The sequence below is a fragment of the Delftia sp. K82 genome, from assembly GCF_002193035.1.
Classification (GTDB): Bacteria; Pseudomonadota; Gammaproteobacteria; order Burkholderiales; family Burkholderiaceae_C; genus Comamonas; species Comamonas acidovorans.
Genome location: NZ_MYFL01000012.1, coordinates 4,785 through 20,669, shown reverse-complemented (window position 1 = coordinate 20,669; position 15,885 = coordinate 4,785). Strand labels below are relative to the sequence as shown.

18 protein-coding genes and 1 pseudogene are annotated in these 15,885 nt (G+C 64.0%); 11 read left to right on the top strand and 8 right to left on the bottom strand.

What is annotated here, in order from left to right:
* Window positions 1-103 precede the first annotated feature (103 nt).
* The 6 genes from KDK82_RS31020 to KDK82_RS30995 all read right to left on the bottom strand — a co-directional run bounded on the left by KDK82_RS31020 (window position 104) and on the right by KDK82_RS30995 (window position 4,104).
* The gene (locus KDK82_RS31020) at window positions 104-1,093 is read right to left on the bottom strand and encodes a DUF3330 domain-containing protein (RefSeq protein ID WP_001276635.1); all 990 of its coding nucleotides are present in this window, start codon (window positions 1,091-1,093) and stop codon (window positions 104-106) included.
* A complete protein-coding gene (gene merE, locus KDK82_RS31015; protein WP_003090697.1) occupies window positions 1,090-1,326 on the bottom strand; it encodes a broad-spectrum mercury transporter MerE in 237 nt (78 codons plus the stop codon). The genes KDK82_RS31020 and merE overlap by 4 nt, the downstream gene beginning before the upstream one ends.
* Window positions 1,323-1,688: a mercury resistance co-regulator MerD gene (gene merD, locus KDK82_RS31010; protein WP_003090698.1), complete on the bottom strand. Its 366-nt coding sequence runs from the start codon at window positions 1,686-1,688 to the stop codon at window positions 1,323-1,325. Before merD ends, merE begins: the two co-directional genes overlap by 4 nt.
* 17 nt (window positions 1,689-1,705) lie before the next feature.
* The gene (merA, locus tag KDK82_RS31005) at window positions 1,706-3,391 is read right to left on the bottom strand and encodes a mercury(II) reductase (protein ID WP_088167153.1); all 1,686 of its coding nucleotides are present in this window, start codon (window positions 3,389-3,391) and stop codon (window positions 1,706-1,708) included.
* Between the two features lie 71 nt (window positions 3,392-3,462).
* Window positions 3,463-3,738 carry a mercury resistance system periplasmic binding protein MerP gene (gene merP, locus KDK82_RS31000; protein ID WP_045218228.1) on the bottom strand — a complete coding sequence of 92 codons (276 nt, stop codon included), beginning with the start codon at window positions 3,736-3,738 and terminating at the stop codon, window positions 3,463-3,465.
* A gap of 15 nt (window positions 3,739-3,753) precedes the next feature.
* Window positions 3,754-4,104 (bottom strand): mercuric transport protein MerT, encoded by a 351-nt coding sequence (locus tag KDK82_RS30995; RefSeq protein ID WP_001294660.1) that lies wholly within the window; start codon window positions 4,102-4,104, stop codon window positions 3,754-3,756.
* 71 nt (window positions 4,105-4,175) lie between these two features.
* Between KDK82_RS30995 and KDK82_RS30990 the strand changes: the two genes are divergently transcribed.
* Entirely contained in the window at window positions 4,176-4,610 is a 435-nt protein-coding gene (locus tag KDK82_RS30990; protein WP_000414383.1) for a mercury resistance transcriptional regulator MerR, read from the top strand.
* 57 nt (window positions 4,611-4,667) lie between these two features.
* Here the strand turns inward: KDK82_RS30990 and KDK82_RS30985 are convergent.
* A pseudogene (locus tag KDK82_RS30985) lies at window positions 4,668-4,820 on the bottom strand (DUF2958 domain-containing protein); the annotation flags it as partial.
* A gap of 428 nt (window positions 4,821-5,248) precedes the next feature.
* On the opposite strand from KDK82_RS30985, the gene KDK82_RS30980 reads away from it, so the two are divergent.
* The 10 genes from KDK82_RS30980 to KDK82_RS30935 all read left to right on the top strand — a co-directional run bounded on the left by KDK82_RS30980 (window position 5,249) and on the right by KDK82_RS30935 (window position 15,284).
* Window positions 5,249-6,211 carry a chromate resistance protein ChrB domain-containing protein gene (locus KDK82_RS30980; RefSeq protein ID WP_017406218.1) on the top strand — a complete coding sequence of 321 codons (963 nt, stop codon included), beginning with the start codon at window positions 5,249-5,251 and terminating at the stop codon, window positions 6,209-6,211.
* A 39-nt stretch (window positions 6,212-6,250) separates the two neighbouring features.
* Entirely contained in the window at window positions 6,251-7,447 is a 1,197-nt protein-coding gene (locus KDK82_RS30975; RefSeq protein WP_088167152.1) for a chromate transporter, read from the top strand.
* A 61-nt stretch (window positions 7,448-7,508) separates the two neighbouring features.
* A complete protein-coding gene (locus KDK82_RS30970; protein ID WP_046987170.1) occupies window positions 7,509-8,417 on the top strand; it encodes a Fe-Mn family superoxide dismutase in 909 nt (302 codons plus the stop codon).
* Window positions 8,418-8,421: 4 nt separating this feature from the next.
* A complete protein-coding gene (locus KDK82_RS30965; RefSeq protein WP_046987171.1) occupies window positions 8,422-8,880 on the top strand; it encodes a chromate resistance protein ChrB domain-containing protein in 459 nt (152 codons plus the stop codon).
* Window positions 8,881-8,904: 24 nt separating this feature from the next.
* Window positions 8,905-9,285, top strand: a complete 381-nt coding sequence (locus KDK82_RS30960) for a hypothetical protein (RefSeq protein WP_046987172.1) — start codon at window positions 8,905-8,907, stop codon at window positions 9,283-9,285.
* Between the two features lie 72 nt (window positions 9,286-9,357).
* Entirely contained in the window at window positions 9,358-10,260 is a 903-nt protein-coding gene (locus KDK82_RS30955) for a DUF1259 domain-containing protein (protein ID WP_046987173.1), read from the top strand.
* The gene (locus tag KDK82_RS30950; RefSeq protein WP_239009612.1) at window positions 10,257-10,679 is read left to right on the top strand and encodes a hypothetical protein; all 423 of its coding nucleotides are present in this window, start codon (window positions 10,257-10,259) and stop codon (window positions 10,677-10,679) included. Before KDK82_RS30955 ends, KDK82_RS30950 begins: the two co-directional genes overlap by 4 nt.
* A gap of 34 nt (window positions 10,680-10,713) precedes the next feature.
* Window positions 10,714-12,540: an ABC transporter ATP-binding protein gene (locus KDK82_RS30945; protein ID WP_054470671.1), complete on the top strand. Its 1,827-nt coding sequence runs from the start codon at window positions 10,714-10,716 to the stop codon at window positions 12,538-12,540.
* Window positions 12,537-14,339, top strand: a complete 1,803-nt coding sequence (locus tag KDK82_RS30940; protein ID WP_054470672.1) for an ABC transporter ATP-binding protein — start codon at window positions 12,537-12,539, stop codon at window positions 14,337-14,339. Before KDK82_RS30945 ends, KDK82_RS30940 begins: the two co-directional genes overlap by 4 nt.
* Window positions 14,340-14,354: 15 nt before the next feature.
* A complete protein-coding gene (locus KDK82_RS30935) occupies window positions 14,355-15,284 on the top strand; it encodes a phosphotransferase family protein (RefSeq protein ID WP_047219835.1) in 930 nt (309 codons plus the stop codon).
* A gap of 83 nt (window positions 15,285-15,367) precedes the next feature.
* On the opposite strand, the gene KDK82_RS30930 is transcribed toward KDK82_RS30935, so the two are convergent.
* Window positions 15,368-15,862 (bottom strand): TIGR02391 family protein, encoded by a 495-nt coding sequence (locus KDK82_RS30930; RefSeq protein WP_239009614.1) that lies wholly within the window; start codon window positions 15,860-15,862, stop codon window positions 15,368-15,370.
* Window positions 15,863-15,885 lie beyond the last annotated feature (23 nt).

Here is a 15,885-nt window from a genome sequence, read left to right as displayed (position 1 = left end):
GAAGAAATCTATGACCTTTCGCCGCAGGTGTCAAGAAACACAAAAGTTAACTCTATTCTGACGTTGCTGGGTGGCTTCTCCTGACATCAGGATAGGGTATGCCTCAGTCTGACAGTGATGAGTCGCAGGCGTTCGGATCGGCATCGGTTTCGCTCCCGGTCTTGGCGCGCGCCTGGAAGCGCTGATAGCACTCCAGCCCGCAGAAGTGCTCGACGTATTCCGCGCCTTCCGGGGTGAAGGCGGCATCGAGCGGGATTTCCTTGCAGCACACGCAGCAACTGGTGGCAGTCGGATCATTTGCATTCATGGTGGCACCCCTCCATTGACTGACGAAGACGGCGAATGCCGCCGCCGGCATCGGCTTGGCGAACAGGAAGCCTTGTCCTGTGTCGCAGTCCGCTTGTCGCAACAAATCAAGACTCGCCGATGTTTCCACGCCTTCGGCCACTACTTCCATGCCAAGCCCATGCGCAAGCTGAATCACGGTGCGCACGATGGTCTGGTCGCGGTGGTCGTTGGCGAGTCCGGCGACAAACGATTGGTCGATCTTGAGCGTGCTGATGGGGCAGCATTTCAGGTGTTGCAGGCAGGAATAGCCGGTGCCGAAGTCGTCGGCGGCGAAGCGCACACCGATCTGTCGCAAAGCTTCCAGGGCGGGGAAGATCGCCGGATCACCGAACGCAACCGATTCGGTCAGCTCAATTTCAAGATACGCGGCGGGCAACCCGGCATCGGCCAGCACGCCCTTTACCCACTTGTCGAAATCTGGCCCCACTTGGCTCGCCGAAACATTGACGGCCAGCCGGAACGGTTGCCATGCCAGCACCCGCCAGTCGCGCATTTGACGGCAGGCTGCGCCCAGCACCCATGCGCCGATTTCCGGCATCAGGCCGGACGATTCGATCACGGGCAGGAACTGGCCCGGCGGCAACAGTCCGAGCGTCGGATGACGCCAGCGCAACAGGGCTTCCGCGCCGACAATCTGCTCACTGCGCAAATCGACAATCGGCTGGTAGTGCAGCTCAAGCTGCCCGCGCTCGACCGCCTGCGCCAGTTGCGCCACTGTCCATTCAATTGGCTGGGAAGCGCTCATGATCGACCTCTGAAGGCCCGCAGCAGCCGCGTCACAGACAGGACAAACAAGCCGGTCAGCGTGAGGGCTGCAATACCCCAGTGCTCGCCGATGAACGCGCCGGCCGTCGTGCCGGCCAGCACAATGGCGAGAATCGGCAAATGACAGGGACAGGTGAGCACCGCCAGCGCACCCCACAGGTAGCCGGTGAACGGCTTGTGTGTCTCGGTCGGCAAGCGCTCGGGGCTGTTCATGGCAGACTCTCCGCTTGCTGGGCCGGCGCGGTCGGCATCGCGGCCAACTGCACTTCCAGATCGGCCAACGCTTCGCGTCGGCGTTCGACGAACTGACTCAGCACGGCAAGCTGTGCGGCTGTTTCATCGCAGTCCGCCGCATCCAGCGCCCGGCACAACCGCGCCAATGCGTCCAGGCCGATGCCCGCCTCAAAAGCGGCCCGCACAAAGCACAGCCGCTGCAAGGCGGCGTCATCGAACAAGCCGTAGCCGCCCGTGGTGCAGGCGACTGGCCGCAGCAATCCGCGCAGCAGGTAGTCGCGCACGATATGCACGCTCACCCCGGCCTCAAGGGCCAGTCGGGACACTGTGTAGGCGTTCATCGAACACCTCCTTTTCCTTATCCGGCGCAGCAGGACAGTTGCTTCACGTCCTTGCTGAAGGTCTGCGCCGCGAGCTTCAAGCCCTCGACCATCGTTAGGTAGGGGAACAACTGGTCGGCTAGTTCCTGCACCGTCATGCGGTTGCGAATGGCGAGAACAGCCGTCTGGATCAGTTCGCCCGCTTCCGGGGCCACCACCTGTACGCCAATCAGCCGTCCGCTGCCTTCCTCGATGACCAGCTTGATGAAGCCGCGGGTATCGAAGTTGGCGAGCGCACGCGGCACGTTGTCGAGCGTCAGCGTGCGGCTGTCGGTTTCGATGCCATCGTGGTGCGCTTCCGCCTCGCTGTAGCCCACGGTCGCCACTTGCGGGTCGGTGAACACCACGGCCGGCATCGCGGTCAGATTGATGGCGGCGTCGCCGCCGGTCATGTTAATGGCCGCACGAGTGCCGGCCGCTGCCGCCACATAGACGAACTGCGGCTGGTCGGTGCAGTCGCCGGCCGCGTAGATGTTCGGGCTACTGGTGCGCATGCCCTTGTCGATGACGATGGCCCCCTGCGCATTGACGGCTACCCCCGCCGCTTCCAATGCCAGGCTGCGCGTGTTCGGTGTCCGGCCGGTGGCGACCAGCAGCTTGTCGGCGCGCACTTCGCCCTGTCCAGTGGTCAGCACGAATTCGCCGTCCACATGGGCGACTTGGCTGGCTTGCGTATGTTCCAGTACCTTGATTCCTTCGGCACGGAAGGCGGCTGTGACGGCCTCGCCGATGGCAGGGTCTTCGCGGAAGAACAGCGTGCTGCGCGCAAGGATCGTGACCTGGCTACCCAGCCGGGCGAAGGCTTGCGCCAGTTCCAGCGCCACCACCGACGAGCCGATGACGGCCAGGCGTTCGGGAATGGTGTCGCTGACCAAGGCCTCGGTCGAAGTCCAGTAGGGTGACTCTTTCAGGCCCGGAATCGGCGGCATGGCCGGACTGGCACCCGTGGCGACCAGGCAGCGGTCGAACATCACGACGCGCTCACCACCCTCGTTCAAACTAACGATAAGGCTCTGGTCGTCCTTGAAACGCGCTTCACCGTGCAGAACGGTGATGGCTGAATTGCCGTCCAGGATGCCTTCGTACTTGGCATGACGGAGTTCTTCGACACGGGCCTGCTGCTGGGCCAGCAGCCGCTCGCGCAAGATCGTCGGCGGTGTGGGTGGCATGCCGCCGTCGAATGGGCTTTCCCGGCGCAGATGGGCGATGTGGGCGGCGCGGATCATGATCTTGGACGGCACACAACCGACGTTGACGCAGGTGCCGCCGATGGTGCCGCGCTCAATCAGCGTGACCTGCGCGCCTTGCTCGACGGCCTTCAGTGCTGCCGCCATCGCGGCTCCACCGCTGCCGATCACGGCGACTTGCAACGGGCGCTCGCCGCCGCTGCCCTTGTCGGCGGCACCCATCCAGCCGCGCACCTTGTCGAACAGCCCAGTGCGGTTGTCGGTCGGCGGGGCATCGGCGAGCATCGCTTTGTAGCCCAGGCCAGCCACGGCGGCAGTCAGCGCGTCCGGTGACGTGCCCGGCAGAGTGGCGAGTTGCGCTGTGCCCTTCGGATAGGACACCAACGCCGACTGCACGCCGGGCACTTTCTCCAGCGCGTCCTTGACGTGCGCCGCGCACGAGTCGCAGGTCATACCGGTGATTTTTAGATGGGTCATGCGACAAATCCTTTATCGTTTGTGGCGCCAGCCAATGGCGTCAGATGTGCTGCGGTGCCGTTTTCAGTGACTTACTGCTTGACGCTGGACGGATAGCCCGCGTCTCCGGTTGCCTTGGTCAGCTTCTGCACGCTGGTCTTGGCATCATCAAAGGTGACAACCGCTTCGCGTGGCTCGAAGGTCACGTCAACTTTGCTGACGCCTTCGACCTTGGAAATCGCCTTTTTGACGGTGATCGGGCAGGTGGAGCAGGTCATGCCCGGTACGGACAGCGTGACGGTCTGGGTGGCGGCCCACACGGGGGCAACAACGGCAGCGATGGCGAGAGAGGCAAACAGTTTTTTCATGATGAACTCCTGTGATTAATAGAAAAATGGCATGACGTAGGGAAATCCGAGCGCGACCAGGACCAGCGCGGCCACGATCCAGAAAATGAGCTTGTAAGTAGCTCGCACTTGGGGAATCGCGCAGACCTCACCCGGTTTGCAGGCTTGCGCCGGGCGGTAGATGCGCCGCCAGGCGAAAAACAGCGCGACCAGCGCTGCGCCGATGAAGATCGGGCGATAGGGTTCCAGCACCGTCAGGTTGCCGATCCATGCCCCGCTGAACCCCAAGGCGATCAAAACCAGCGGCCCCAGGCAGCAGGCCGACGCAAGAATGGCGGCCAGCCCACCGGCGAAGAGCGCGCCGCGCCCGTTTTGTGGTTCAGACATACGCTTGTCCTTTCAAATCTGGATTGGATAGCTTAAGCTTACTTCCGTACCAATGTACGGAGTCAAGCGATATGGAAAAAAATTTGGAGAATCTGACTATTGGCGTTTTCGCCAAGGCGGCCGGGGTCAACGTGGAAACAATCCGGTTCTATCAGCGCAAGGGCTTGTTGCCGGAGCCGGACAAGCCCTATGGCAGCATCCGCCGCTATGGCGAGGCGGATGTGACGCGGGTGCGCTTCGTGAAATCAGCCCAGCGGCTCGGATTCAGCCTCGACGAGATCGCAGAGCTGCTGAGGCTGGATGACGGCACCCACTGCGAGGAAGCCAGCAGCCTGGCCGAGCACAAGCTTCAGGACGTGCGCGAAAAAATGACCGACCTGGCGCGCATGGAAACCGTGCTATCCGAACTTGTGTTCGCCTGCCATGCGCGGCAAGGGAACGTTTCTTGCCCGCTGATTGCTTCGCTGCAAGGGGAGAAAGAGCCGCGTGGTGCCGACGCGGTGTAGCCGAGGGTAGTTACGCCTTAGCGTGCTTTATTTTCCGTTTTCTGAGACGACCCCATAGGGATCAATCTCGGTCGGCAGCCAGGTCGCGCCGGCGTCCGGCGTGAACAGCTTGACCACGGGCGCCGGATCGAAGTCCGGGTTCTCCAAAGATTCGCGGCCGTTGGCCAGCAGCACGATGCGCTGCTCGTCAGTGATGAGTGCGTTGTTCATGGTGAACTCCTGAAAGGTTGCCGGGCGGAATTGCCCGACCCTTTCGGGGCACGGCGCAGCGCAAGCAGTCAAGGGTCAACGACGGCCGCAGGCCGCAAGCGTGCGAGCACGCGCCGCCCTTGCACGGCGAGAACGCCGTGGCACGATGGAGAAGCAGCAAGCCGCCACACCCCGCCACCCAGGCACACCCGGTATTAGCAAGCGCAGCGCGCAGGCCCGGATCTGCGATCAGGGCCGCAGTTGCGTGAAGGATCGACGCCGCATGGCCGTGATTCGGCACGAAGCACGGGGCAACGCCCGAGAGCCTGACGGCGCCGCGCGCCGACACGCCCCAGCGCGGGGTGCAAATCTTCTGAACCCAGTAGCAGTTATTTTGTAGAGATCGCTACATCATTGCAACGACCGTGACATGGATTTAAGCTGTTGCCATGACTCTCACCTCCGACTCTTGGCTGACCCTCATCGTCAGCCTCCCCTCCGCGAGCGCCACGGCACGCATGCGGATTTGGCGCGCGGTCAAGACGCTCGGCTGTGCCGCCTTGCGCGACGGCGCCTATCTACTGCCCGCCCAAGCCGAACAGGCTGCGCAACTGCAGGTATTGGCCGACGAGGCGCTGCAGGAAGGCGGGCAAGCCTGGCTGCTGCAGGTGCAAGCCCGGAACATGACCGAACAGGCCACCTTTCAGGCGTTGTTCGACCGGGCGGCCGATTACACCCCCTGGCTAGAGGAACTGGCGCAAGCACGCCAGACGCTCTCCGCCCTGAGCGCAGCCGAACTCCAGCGTACACAGCGCAAGCATGCGCGTGCCTATGAGGTCATCCGCAAAATCGACTTCTTTCCCGGTGAGACGTCGATCCGCGCCGACGCCCAGTGGCGCGATTTCGCCAACGCCCTCGAAGCCATGCAGTCACCCGGTGAGCCGCAGCCAACAGCGGGCAACATTGCTCGGCGTGATCGCATGCAGTACCAGGGACGAGTCTGGGCCACGCGCCGCCATCTCTGGGTGGACCGCGTGGCGAGCGCCTGGCTGATCCAGCGCTTTATCGACCCGCATGCGCGCTTTCTGTGGCTGGACGCCCCGGCCGACAGCCCAGCCGATGCACTGGGGTTCGACTTCGACGGTGCGACCTTCTCGCACGTGGGCGAGCGGGTGACGTTCGAGGTACTGCTGGCGAGCTTCGGCCTGGAGAACGATCGCGGCCTCTCGCGCCTGAGCGCGATGGTGCATGCGCTCGATGTGGGCGGGACGGCCACGCCGGAGGCCAGCGGCTTCGAGGCCGTTCTGGCCGGCGCACGCCGACGCTGGCCAGACGACGACGCACTACTGGCCGACATCGGCGGGGTACTGGATTCGCTCCACGCCCACTTCTCCAGCAGCCGCAAAACTTGACGGCTCACCTCAGATCACTTTTTTGTAGAAAGAATCGTCATGAATGAAACCATTCCAGCCGCAGCCATCAGCAGTGGGGCGCCTCGCAGCTATACGCTGTGGCAATTGGTTGCCTATTTCCTACGGCTCGGAGCACTGGGCTTCGGCGGACCCGTGGCCCTGGCTGGCTACATGGACCGCGACTTGGTGGAGCGGCGCCAATGGTTCACCGAGGCAGACTACAAGGAAGGGCTGGCCTTGGCGCAGCTCGCGCCAGGACCGTTAGCCGCGCAGTTGGCCATCTACCTGGGCTTTGTTCACTACAGCTTCCTAGGGGCCACCCTGGTGGGCCTCGCTTTTGTGCTGCCCTCGTTTCTGATGATGATCGGACTGGGTTGGGCCTATACGCATTTCGGCGGTCTGGGTTGGATGCAGGCCGTGTTTTATGGCGTGAGTTCCGCTGTCATTGGGATCATTGCTATCAGCACCTGGAAGCTCTCTACCAAGAACATCGGCAAAGACAAACTGCAATGGGCCATCTTTGCAGTAGCGGCGGCGGTGACGATCATCACCCAATCCGAGGAACTGTGGCTGTTCCTGGGCGCAGGCGTTCTCGTGTGGTTGTTGCGCGCGCCGCCGAAATTTATTAAGCCGTCCAGCACGCTGCACAGCAGTGCTATTCCTTTGCTGGCCTTGCTTGGCTTGTCCAACGTCGACTGGACCAAGCTGTGGCAGATCACCAAGTATTTCTTCTACGCGGGCAGTTTTGTTTTTGGTAGCGGCCTAGCTATCGTCCCGTTTCTGTATAGCGGAGTAGTCAAAGAGTACGGATGGTTGACCGATCACCAGTTCCTAGACGCTGTCGCAGTCGCCATGATCACTCCCGGTCCTGTCGTCATCACTACCGGGTTCATCGGCTTTCTGGTCGCGGACTTCTGGGGCGCGGTTGCTGCGGCGCTGGCAACCTTCCTGCCGTGCTATCTCTTCACAGTCCTGCCAGCCCCGTACTTCAAGAAATACGGAAAGAAACCGGGAATCGTGGCATTCGTCGATGGCGTGACGGCAGCCGCCATCGGATCGTTGGCCGGAGCCGTGGTAGTTATCGGGGTGCGCTCGATCAAGGACGTTCCCACGGCGCTACTCGCCCTGGGGACTGCTGCCTTGCTTTGGAAATTCAAGAAGTTGCCGGAGCCGATCGTTGTCGCTGCCGCGGCACTGATTGGGCTGGTCGTCTACCCGCTGGTGACCCACAGCTGAATAGAAGCGAGAGGAGTCCACGCCTTAACCCATGACTTGCCACATTTCTAGGAACACTCCAATGGATTTACAACTACGCCCCCTTACCATCAACCTCGCTGCCCTCAACGGGCTGTCCGAGGAACTCATCCTCAGCCATCACGCGAACAACTACACCGGTGCAGTCAAGCGCCTGGATGCTATTCGCCAGCAACTGGCGCACCTGGATTGGCCGACCGCTCCGGTCTTCATGATCAATGGCCTGAAGCGCGAAGAGCTGATCGCCGCCAATTCCGCTTGGCTCCACGAGCTGTACTTCGACACGCTGGGAGGCGACGGTGCATTGCCGGACTCCGGCCTGGCAGTTGCCTTGGCCCGCGACTTTGGCAGCGTTGACCGCTGGCGCACGGAATTCTCCGCACTGGCCAAGGCCATGGGCGGCGGCTCGGGGTGGGCGCTGCTGTCATGGTCCACACGCGAGGCGCGGCTGATCAACCATTGGGCGGCTGACCATACGAACCTGCTGGCCGGCGCCACACCGCTGCTGGCACTGGACATGTACGAGCACGCCTACCACATGGATTTCGGTGCCAAGGCGGCCGCGTATGTTGACGCATTCATGCAAAACATCCGCTGGAATGCCGTGATGCAGCGCTACGCTGCCGCCATCGAGGCTGATGCACTGCCCTGGTCGGCCGCACCAGAGAAAGTCGGCGGTGACCTCCAACTGATCGACGTGCGACGCACGGCAGGCTACGCACAAGCGCCTGATCGCATCGCCGGGGCCATTCGGCGCGATCCCGTGCAGTTGGCAAATTGGAGCCGTGAAATCGATTCCTCTAAACCCGTCCTTGTGTATTGCGTGCACGGCCATGAAGTCAGCCAGTCGGTGGCGCTCGCGCTACGAGCGCATGGCCTCGATGCACGCTTCGTGGCCGGAGGCATCGAAGCCTGTCGCGCTGCTGGCGTGACATTTGAAGCAAAGGAGTAGCACCATGAAGTGGATTACACGCGAACGCCCCAAGATCGACCGCATCGCCTGTCCCTGGCTGGTTGCGCGCTTCATCGACCAGCAGGCGGAATTTCTCTATGTGCCGGCCAGCGAGGTGCTGAAAACCGCCAACGCTACCGGCGCCATCCCCTACGACATCCCGAATGTCGAACTAAGCCATGTGGGTGAGCTGTGCAGTTTCGATGCCTTCCTGTCGAAGTACCACCTGGACGACCCAGCGCTGCGCCAGTTAGCCGAGATCGTGCGCGGCGCCGACACCTCCCGGCTTGACCTGACGCCGCAATCAGCAGGGCTCTATGCGCTCTCGCTCGGGCTGTCGCACAACTTTAGCGACGACCACGAAATGCTCCAGCACGGCATGGTGATGTACGACGCCCTCTATGCGTGGTGCCGCGCATGCCAGGCCGAGACACACAACTGGCCGCCGGTCATGCCAGCCTGATCCGCCCAATTGAAAATGCACTAAATGTCCGCAATCCCCCGTCTTGCCTTCGCCACACTCATTCAGTCCCTGAGCCTGGTGGCGACATCGGCAGCGCCCGGCCCCAGCGAACTCACCGGCGCGCAGATCAAGACAGTCTTCGTCGGCAATGTCATATCCGAAGGCGCGCACTGGTCCGCTTACCTCCTTCCCGATGGACGCACGAAGTCCATTGAACTGGGGCGGCCGCACCAGGGGCATTGGAAGATCGTGGGCAAGGAATTGTGCGTAAGCATCAGCACGGGTGTAGAGCCCGAATGCTGGACGGTACTGCGCAAAGGCAAGGCCTATCTGCTGCGCGCCCACGGCCAAGACCTCTACGAGGTCACTCCGGAACCTCTGTCGTCGAAATATCCGTTCGATTGACCGGCACCTGCCTCGATTACCCGCTCCGGCCAGCCCCCGGAGCTGCATCCCGCCAACTACCAAGGAAACACCATGCTGCGTCTAACCCTCTCCACACTGGCCCTGGCCGCGGGCCTGCTTACTACAGGCGCCCCGGCCATGGCCCAGGCCATCGACACGGCTGCCATCGAAACGGCCACCGGCCTCAAGGGCAGCTACAACCGGGCGGAAAACGTCTTCAAGGTCAGCAAGCCACGCGACGACGTGAAGATCAATGTCGATCGCTGGACCATGCCACCGTTCATGGGGCTCACCTCCTGGGCCGCGTTCACGCCAATGGGCTCGTCCACCATGATGATGGGCGATACGGTGCTGTTCGAGGATGAAGTCAACCCGGCGATGAGCGCCGCGCTGGACAACGGCCTGGAAGTGACTGCGCTGCACAACCACTTCTTCTTCGACCAACCCAAGGTCTTCTTCATGCACATCGGCGGCATGGGGGATGCACGCAAGCTCGCCACAGGCGTGAAGGCGGTGTACGACCGCATCGCGCAGGTGCGCGCCGCCCAAGGCACGCCGGCCAGCAGCTTCGCGGGTGACATCGCATCGCCAAGCCATGTGACTGCTGCACCCATCGAGGAGATTCTGGGCAGCAAGGCGCAGGTCAAGGATGGCATGGTGAAAGTAACCCTTGGCCGCACAGCCAAGATGCATGGAACCACCGTCGGCAATGAAATGGGCATCAATACCTGGGCGGCCTTTGCCGGCGACGATGAGCATGCGGTGGTTGATGGCGACTTCGCCATGCATGAAAACGAACTGCAGACGGTCCTGAAGACCATGCGTGGCCAGAGCATCAACATCGTGGCAATCCACCAGCACATGACCCACGAGGAACCGCGCTACGTCTTTCTGCATTACTGGGGCAAGGGCAAAGCCGTGGATCTGGCCCTGGCGGTAAAGAAGGCATTGGACGCGCAGAAGGCTGCGAAATGACGAAGAAAACCTTCAGCTCGGTGCCGCAGCGCCTCCCAAGCAGCCCCACCCGGCACCTCGCGCGCCTCACCGCCGCCGGAGCCGTGTTCTGCGCACTTGCCGCGACTGCCAAGGAGGTGCCGCTGACTGGCCCGCAGATCCGTGCCGCCATCAGCGGCAAGTACGTGACTGATGAACACCATTGGGGGCACAAGTATTTCGCGGACGGGCGCGTCGAACGGTTAGAGAACGGCCGCCAGCGGTCTGCGCGCTGGTCCGTCAAAGGCAATCAGCTATGCCTGCTGCAGCCGGAAATCAGCAAGGACGAACCGATCTGCTACCAAGTCCTGCGCGACGGACAGAAGCTGCAATACAAGGACGATGCGCAGTTCGTTGTGTATCGGGGGCTGGTGCGGCCCATGCCCAAACGAGAGCCGTGAACGGTTAGGGATTGCATGCACGCAGGCGACTGACATGGCGCACTACCTCTGGACACTGCGTCCCTACTACCGGCAGACCGCCGGGCAGCTTGTCCTCGGCTCCCTGGCAGGCGTCGTCATGAACACAGCCGTGGTCCTGCCCGCCGTGTGCCTCGGGCGCGCGATCGACGCCGCGACGCACTTCGCGCATGGCCAGGCGACGCGCGCGACGCTGCTGCAGGCCGTCGCGTTGTTCGCCGCGGCAACCCTCGCCACAGAACTGCCTCGACTGGGCAAGCGCTGGTGGTTGATGACGGCCAACGCGCGCATCCGCGCCAATCTGCGCGCGGATGCGCTGCGCGGGGTGCTCGCCTGGCCGATGGCAAAGCTGACTGCCACGCCTGTTGGCGACACCATGGCGCGCGTCATCGGTGACGTCGAGGTGCTGGGCATCGGCATCCGCGAGGTGATCGTCGAGACCTGGGACACGCTCCTGTTCTTGATGTCGTTCTTCGTCGCCATGCTGGTGCTGGACTGGTCGTTGACCCTGCAGGCGCTGATTCCCGTGCCCTTCGCGATGGTGCTGGCCTGGGCCGCCGGACGCTTTATTCACCAACGTACGACGGCGGCTCGACAAGCCAACGGCGCGTTGACCGCGGGACTGCAGGAGCAACTGTCCGGCATCCGCGTCGCGAGGCTACTGGGGATGAAGCAGGCCGCACAGACGCGGATCGAGCGGCTCGCAGATGCACAGGCGCACACCAATCTCGCGGTGGCGCGGCCCCGCGCCGGCCTGCCCGCGGTCTACACCACGCTGATGGCGGCCGGCATCGTGCTGGTGTTGTGGCAAGGCGGCGAAAAAGTCATCGCAGGCGCGTGGACGCTGGGGGCGTTCGTGACCTATCTGGACCTTTTTCTGCGCTTCACCGGGCGCGGATTTCGGGTGCCGCAGCTGGTGAACTCGGTGCAAGCAGGCGGCGCAGCCTACGCGCGGCTCGCCCCCTTGCTCGCTGCGGCCGTGCCTGCTCGCGTGGAGCATCGGTTCGCGTCGTTTCGCGCCGGCTACCTGGCCGGAACGACTCCGCGCTCGACCCTCACCCAGCCGGCGTCACGAGCCGAACGAGGGATCGCCGTCTCCCTGCACGACGTGAGCTTCTCTCACGGCAACGCCGACGCCACCCTCACTGCGCTGAACCAGGTCTCGCTCGAGATTCCGGCAGGCGCGTTCGTGGCGGTAACCGGGCCGGTCGGCTCGGGCAAGAGTGCGCTGGCGAAGGCTCTGTTGGGGCTGTACCCGCTCGCCGGCGGTACCGTTTCCCTGGACGGCGACGCGCCCGCACGACATCGCGGTGACATCGGCTACCTGCCGCAGGAGCCCTTCCTGTTCTCGGGCACGGTGCGCGAGAACATCGCCATGGGACGTGAGCAGGCCGACCTCGCCACGATGAGCACCCTGGAAATCGCCGCGCTTGCGAAGGACGTAGCGGGCTTCGAGCACGGCGTCGATGCCGAGATCGGCGAGCGCGGCATCCGCATTTCCGGCGGGCAGCGCCAGCGCGTTGCGCTGGCGCGCGCGGCGGCGGCGGGGCCCCGGCTGCTGGTGCTGGACGATCCGTTCTCGGCGGTCGACGTCGCGACGGAAGCACAGATCATTGCCAGCCTGCGCTCGGAGTTCGGCCGCGGGGCGCCGGCCGCGCGACAGGCCACCATCGTCCTGTGCTCGCACCGGCTGGCGGCCTTCCCGCAGGCGGATCTCGTCGTCGTGCTGGATGGAGGACGCATCGTCGAACGAGGCTCGCATGAACAGCTGATGCTGGCGGGCGGCCTGTATGCGCGGATCTACGCGGCGCAGGCCGCGATGGCGCAGCCGGAGGAGGCATGACGGCAACACAGTCATCGCGGGCACCGACAGCACGCCAAGGACTCACGACCGCCCAGGTGGGCTCGCTGCTGGCGCCGCAGAGACGCCTGCTCGTGGCCATCGCAGCCTGCGTGCTCGCCGGTGCGGCGCTGGAGGTGCTGCCGCCGCTCCTCGTACGGCAGGCCGTGGACGCGCACTTGGCCGGGGGCCGTGGCGACGGCCTGATGCTGCTGGGCGTGCTCTACCTGCTGGTCGTAGCCGGGCAGCAGGCGTTGGGCTTCGCGTCTGCGTACGGCACCGCGATCGCAGCCCAACGGGCGTTGCGCGACCTGCGCGCGCGCCTGTTCGGCCATCTGCAACGGCTGCCTGCGCGCTACTTCGACACGACCCCGTTGGGCGACACCGTCAGTCGCTGCACCGCCGACATCGACACCATCGACCGCCTTTTCTCGTCGGGCATCGCGAGCCTTGTTGCCGACCTCGTGCGACTGGTCACGATCACGGTGACGATGCTCGTGCTCAGTCCCTCGCTGACGCTGCTCTGCGGCCTGGCCGCGCCGCCTCTGCTGTGGTTCACGCGCCGGTTCCAACTGCGGGTATTGGCCGCTGAACGGGCCAGCCGGGAGGCCGTTGGAAGCGTCAACACCGCACTCGTGGAGACCCTCGGTGGCGCGGAGGTCATTCGTGCATTCGGGCAAACGGAATTCTTCGAGCACCGCTTCCGTGGCGCCCTGCAGGCCACGCAATACGCCTATCTCGCGGCCACACGCTATTCGGCGGTCTACACGCCGTTGATGGCCGTGCTGGCGTCGCTGATCGTCTGCGGCCTGCTGTGGGCAGGTGCCGAGGGCGCGCTGACGGACTCGGGTGTCTCCATCGGTACGCTCACGGCCTTCGTGCTGCTGTTTCGCCGTTTCTTCGCGCCGATAACGACGCTGGGCGAGGAATGGCAGACCGTGCAGAGCGCGCTGTCCGGGGCTGAGCGCGTGTTCCAGGTCTTGGCGCTGCCGGTCGAGGAAACACCGGCCGCCCATTCCGTGCAACAGGCCAGGAGCGAACCCGAGCCGTTGATCCAGTTGAAGGATGTGATCTTCGGCTACGTCGCCGATCGCCTCGTGCTGAAAGGCGTCTCCTTGAGCGTTCGCGCAGGCGAGCACGTCGCGCTGGTCGGACGCACCGGCGCTGGCAAGAGCAGCCTGATGCACCTCGCCGGTGGCCTGTATGCGCCCTGGTCCGGTGACATTCACGTGGCGGGCGCGGATCCACGCGCCATGACGGACGAGGAACGCCGTCAGCGCCTGGGCGTCGTGCCGCAGACGCTGCAACTGTTCAGCGGCAGCGTGCTCGACAACCTCACGATGGGCGACGTCCTCGTGACCCGGACTGCTTGCGAAGCCGCGGCCAAGGCAACGGGCGCGCATGCGTTCATCCGGGCACTGCCGCAGGGCTACGACACGCCCCTGGACGCGGGTGAGGCCGGCGCCGCGTTGTCCGCGGGCCAACGGCAATTGCTCGCGCTCACGCGCGCGCTGGTGCGCCAGCCTCGCGTGCTGCTGCTCGACGAAGCGACAGCCGCGATCGACCACGCCAGCGACGCTGCGTTCCGCGCCGCTCTTCGCCGCGACGCGCACGACTCGAGCCGTGCCGTTCTGATCGTGGCGCATCGGCTGTCAACGGCGCTGGAGGCCGATCGCATCATCGTGATCGAGGACGGTCGCATCCTCGAACAAGGCGCGCCGGACGAGTTGATTCGGTGCCGGGGTCGCTTCGCCGCGCTGCTGGCCATGGAGACGGCAGGCTGGGATTGGCATCAACGTTGACGTTGGAGGACAGACATGGGCAAGGACTTCTACATACAACCCGACGCGGCCGACCCGGTGCTCGATCCCGACGCGGTGCTCGCGATCGTGCGCTTGCATGCGGCGGGCGCGAAGGCCGTCAGGGCCGTCGACGAGAGCGGCGGCGAAGCGCGCGCCTATGCCATCGACAACGGCCTGATCCTGAAGGTTCAGCGACCACAACAGCTGCGCGCGCGAACGAGCCTGGCGAAGGAGCGTTTCCTTTTGGAGCAGTTGGCAGGCCTGGAGGGCGTATGCGTTCCACGAGTCCTCGGTGGGGGCGTTGCCAAGCCCGGGATCGAGTACACCTTGATGACGCGCATGCCCGGCGAGCCGATACACTCGGCAAGGCTCGACGGTGACCTCCGCCGGCGTACGCTGGTTGACCTGGGGCGCATGTTGCGTCGCATTCACGCAATCCCTCAGCAACCCGTGTTCGAGGCGCGCCTGATCCCCGGCGACCACACGGCGGCCGACGTTCGCACACGGTTCGGCGGCCTCTTCGACGACGCTGTCGCAGCCGTGGCTCGGGCGGCCCAGCCCTGGCCATTTGCGGTCGACCCGTTGCAGTTGGCGCGCCTCGCGATGCGCGCCTTGCCGGACGCAGACGCCTGGGTGGCCTTGCACAGCAACCCCGGCCTCGAGCACGTCTTCGTCGATCCGCAGACCGGGCAGTTGACTGGCATCATCGACTTCGGCGATGCGTATTTCAGCCACCCGGCGCTCGATCTGCGCCGATGGCCTCGGCCCATCGATCGGGCCGCAGTTCACGCTGGGTACTGCAGCGAGGCGGAGATGAGCGAGAGCTTCAATCAGACATGGCGCGTGGCCTGCGTGCTCACCGACATGCTCGCCATTGCGCAGGATCTGGAATGCCGCGCTGCAGGGCTCGTCGAGTTGGAAGAGCTTGTCGAGCAGTTGCACTGACGGCTTACGTGATGGCTGTCTTGGCGCCGGCCGATCACCCGCGAAAGAGTAGTACCCCCATCCTCTGGAGACACGGGGAGCCGCTACAACGCCGCGGTATTCGCTTTCAGCGTGCGATCCAGCTTGCGGTGAATGAGTGATACCAGTGTCAGGATGTCCAGGGCATCTTGTTCGGACATCGGCCAGTTTGTCTTGGGGGCATGGGCGAGTGGGTTGCGCACGGCGCCGAAGAGGCCTACCAGCAGATGGGCGAAGCCTTTTTGCTCGCTCTTCTCAGATTCGGTGGCGAGAGAACCGAGAACCAGGATCGGGTTTTGCGTCGAAAACGTCCGGTTCACCAACTCGGCTCCATCCATGGTCAGGCCCGACATGGAACGGATGCGCTCGGCGACGCCTTTGGTCGACTCGAAGACGGCATGGAAGTAGTTTTCATCCAGCAGTTCGGCGCGGCAGTAGTTGAGCACTTCGACATGGACGTTGCGGTTTTCCAGTGATGCCTTCAGCCGACCGGCGCGGGCACGCGCTGCGTCCAGGGTCGTGGCCTTGTCAGCGTAACCCACGCGGCCATCGTCGCGCACGAAGGGGTCTCCTCGTTTTCAGT

Excerpts from the sequence above, each read along its gene's own strand:
- KDK82_RS31020 (WP_001276635.1), bottom strand. The coding sequence starts at position 1,093 with ATGAGCGCTTCCCAGCCAATTGAATGGACAGTGGCGCAACTGGCGCAG.
- merE (WP_003090697.1), bottom strand. The coding sequence starts at position 1,326 with ATGAACAGCCCCGAGCGCTTGCCGACCGAGACACACAAGCCGTTCACC.
- merD (WP_003090698.1), bottom strand. The coding sequence starts at position 1,688 with ATGAACGCCTACACAGTGTCCCGACTGGCCCTTGAGGCCGGGGTGAGC.
- merA (WP_088167153.1), bottom strand. The coding sequence starts at position 3,391 with ATGACCCATCTAAAAATCACCGGTATGACCTGCGACTCGTGCGCGGCG.
- merP (WP_045218228.1), bottom strand. The coding sequence starts at position 3,738 with ATGAAAAAACTGTTTGCCTCTCTCGCCATCGCTGCCGTTGTTGCCCCC.
- KDK82_RS30995 (WP_001294660.1), bottom strand. The coding sequence starts at position 4,104 with ATGTCTGAACCACAAAACGGGCGCGGCGCGCTCTTCGCCGGTGGGCTG.
- KDK82_RS30990 (WP_000414383.1), top strand. The coding sequence starts at position 4,176 with ATGGAAAAAAATTTGGAGAATCTGACTATTGGCGTTTTCGCCAAGGCG.
- KDK82_RS30980 (WP_017406218.1), top strand. The coding sequence starts at position 5,249 with ATGACTCTCACCTCCGACTCTTGGCTGACCCTCATCGTCAGCCTCCCC.
- KDK82_RS30975 (WP_088167152.1), top strand. The coding sequence starts at position 6,251 with ATGAATGAAACCATTCCAGCCGCAGCCATCAGCAGTGGGGCGCCTCGC.
- KDK82_RS30970 (WP_046987170.1), top strand. The coding sequence starts at position 7,509 with ATGGATTTACAACTACGCCCCCTTACCATCAACCTCGCTGCCCTCAAC.
- KDK82_RS30965 (WP_046987171.1), top strand. The coding sequence starts at position 8,422 with ATGAAGTGGATTACACGCGAACGCCCCAAGATCGACCGCATCGCCTGT.
- KDK82_RS30960 (WP_046987172.1), top strand. The coding sequence starts at position 8,905 with ATGTCCGCAATCCCCCGTCTTGCCTTCGCCACACTCATTCAGTCCCTG.
- KDK82_RS30955 (WP_046987173.1), top strand. The coding sequence starts at position 9,358 with ATGCTGCGTCTAACCCTCTCCACACTGGCCCTGGCCGCGGGCCTGCTT.
- KDK82_RS30950 (WP_239009612.1), top strand. The coding sequence starts at position 10,257 with ATGACGAAGAAAACCTTCAGCTCGGTGCCGCAGCGCCTCCCAAGCAGC.
- KDK82_RS30945 (WP_054470671.1), top strand. The coding sequence starts at position 10,714 with ATGGCGCACTACCTCTGGACACTGCGTCCCTACTACCGGCAGACCGCC.
- KDK82_RS30940 (WP_054470672.1), top strand. The coding sequence starts at position 12,537 with ATGACGGCAACACAGTCATCGCGGGCACCGACAGCACGCCAAGGACTC.
- KDK82_RS30935 (WP_047219835.1), top strand. The coding sequence starts at position 14,355 with ATGGGCAAGGACTTCTACATACAACCCGACGCGGCCGACCCGGTGCTC.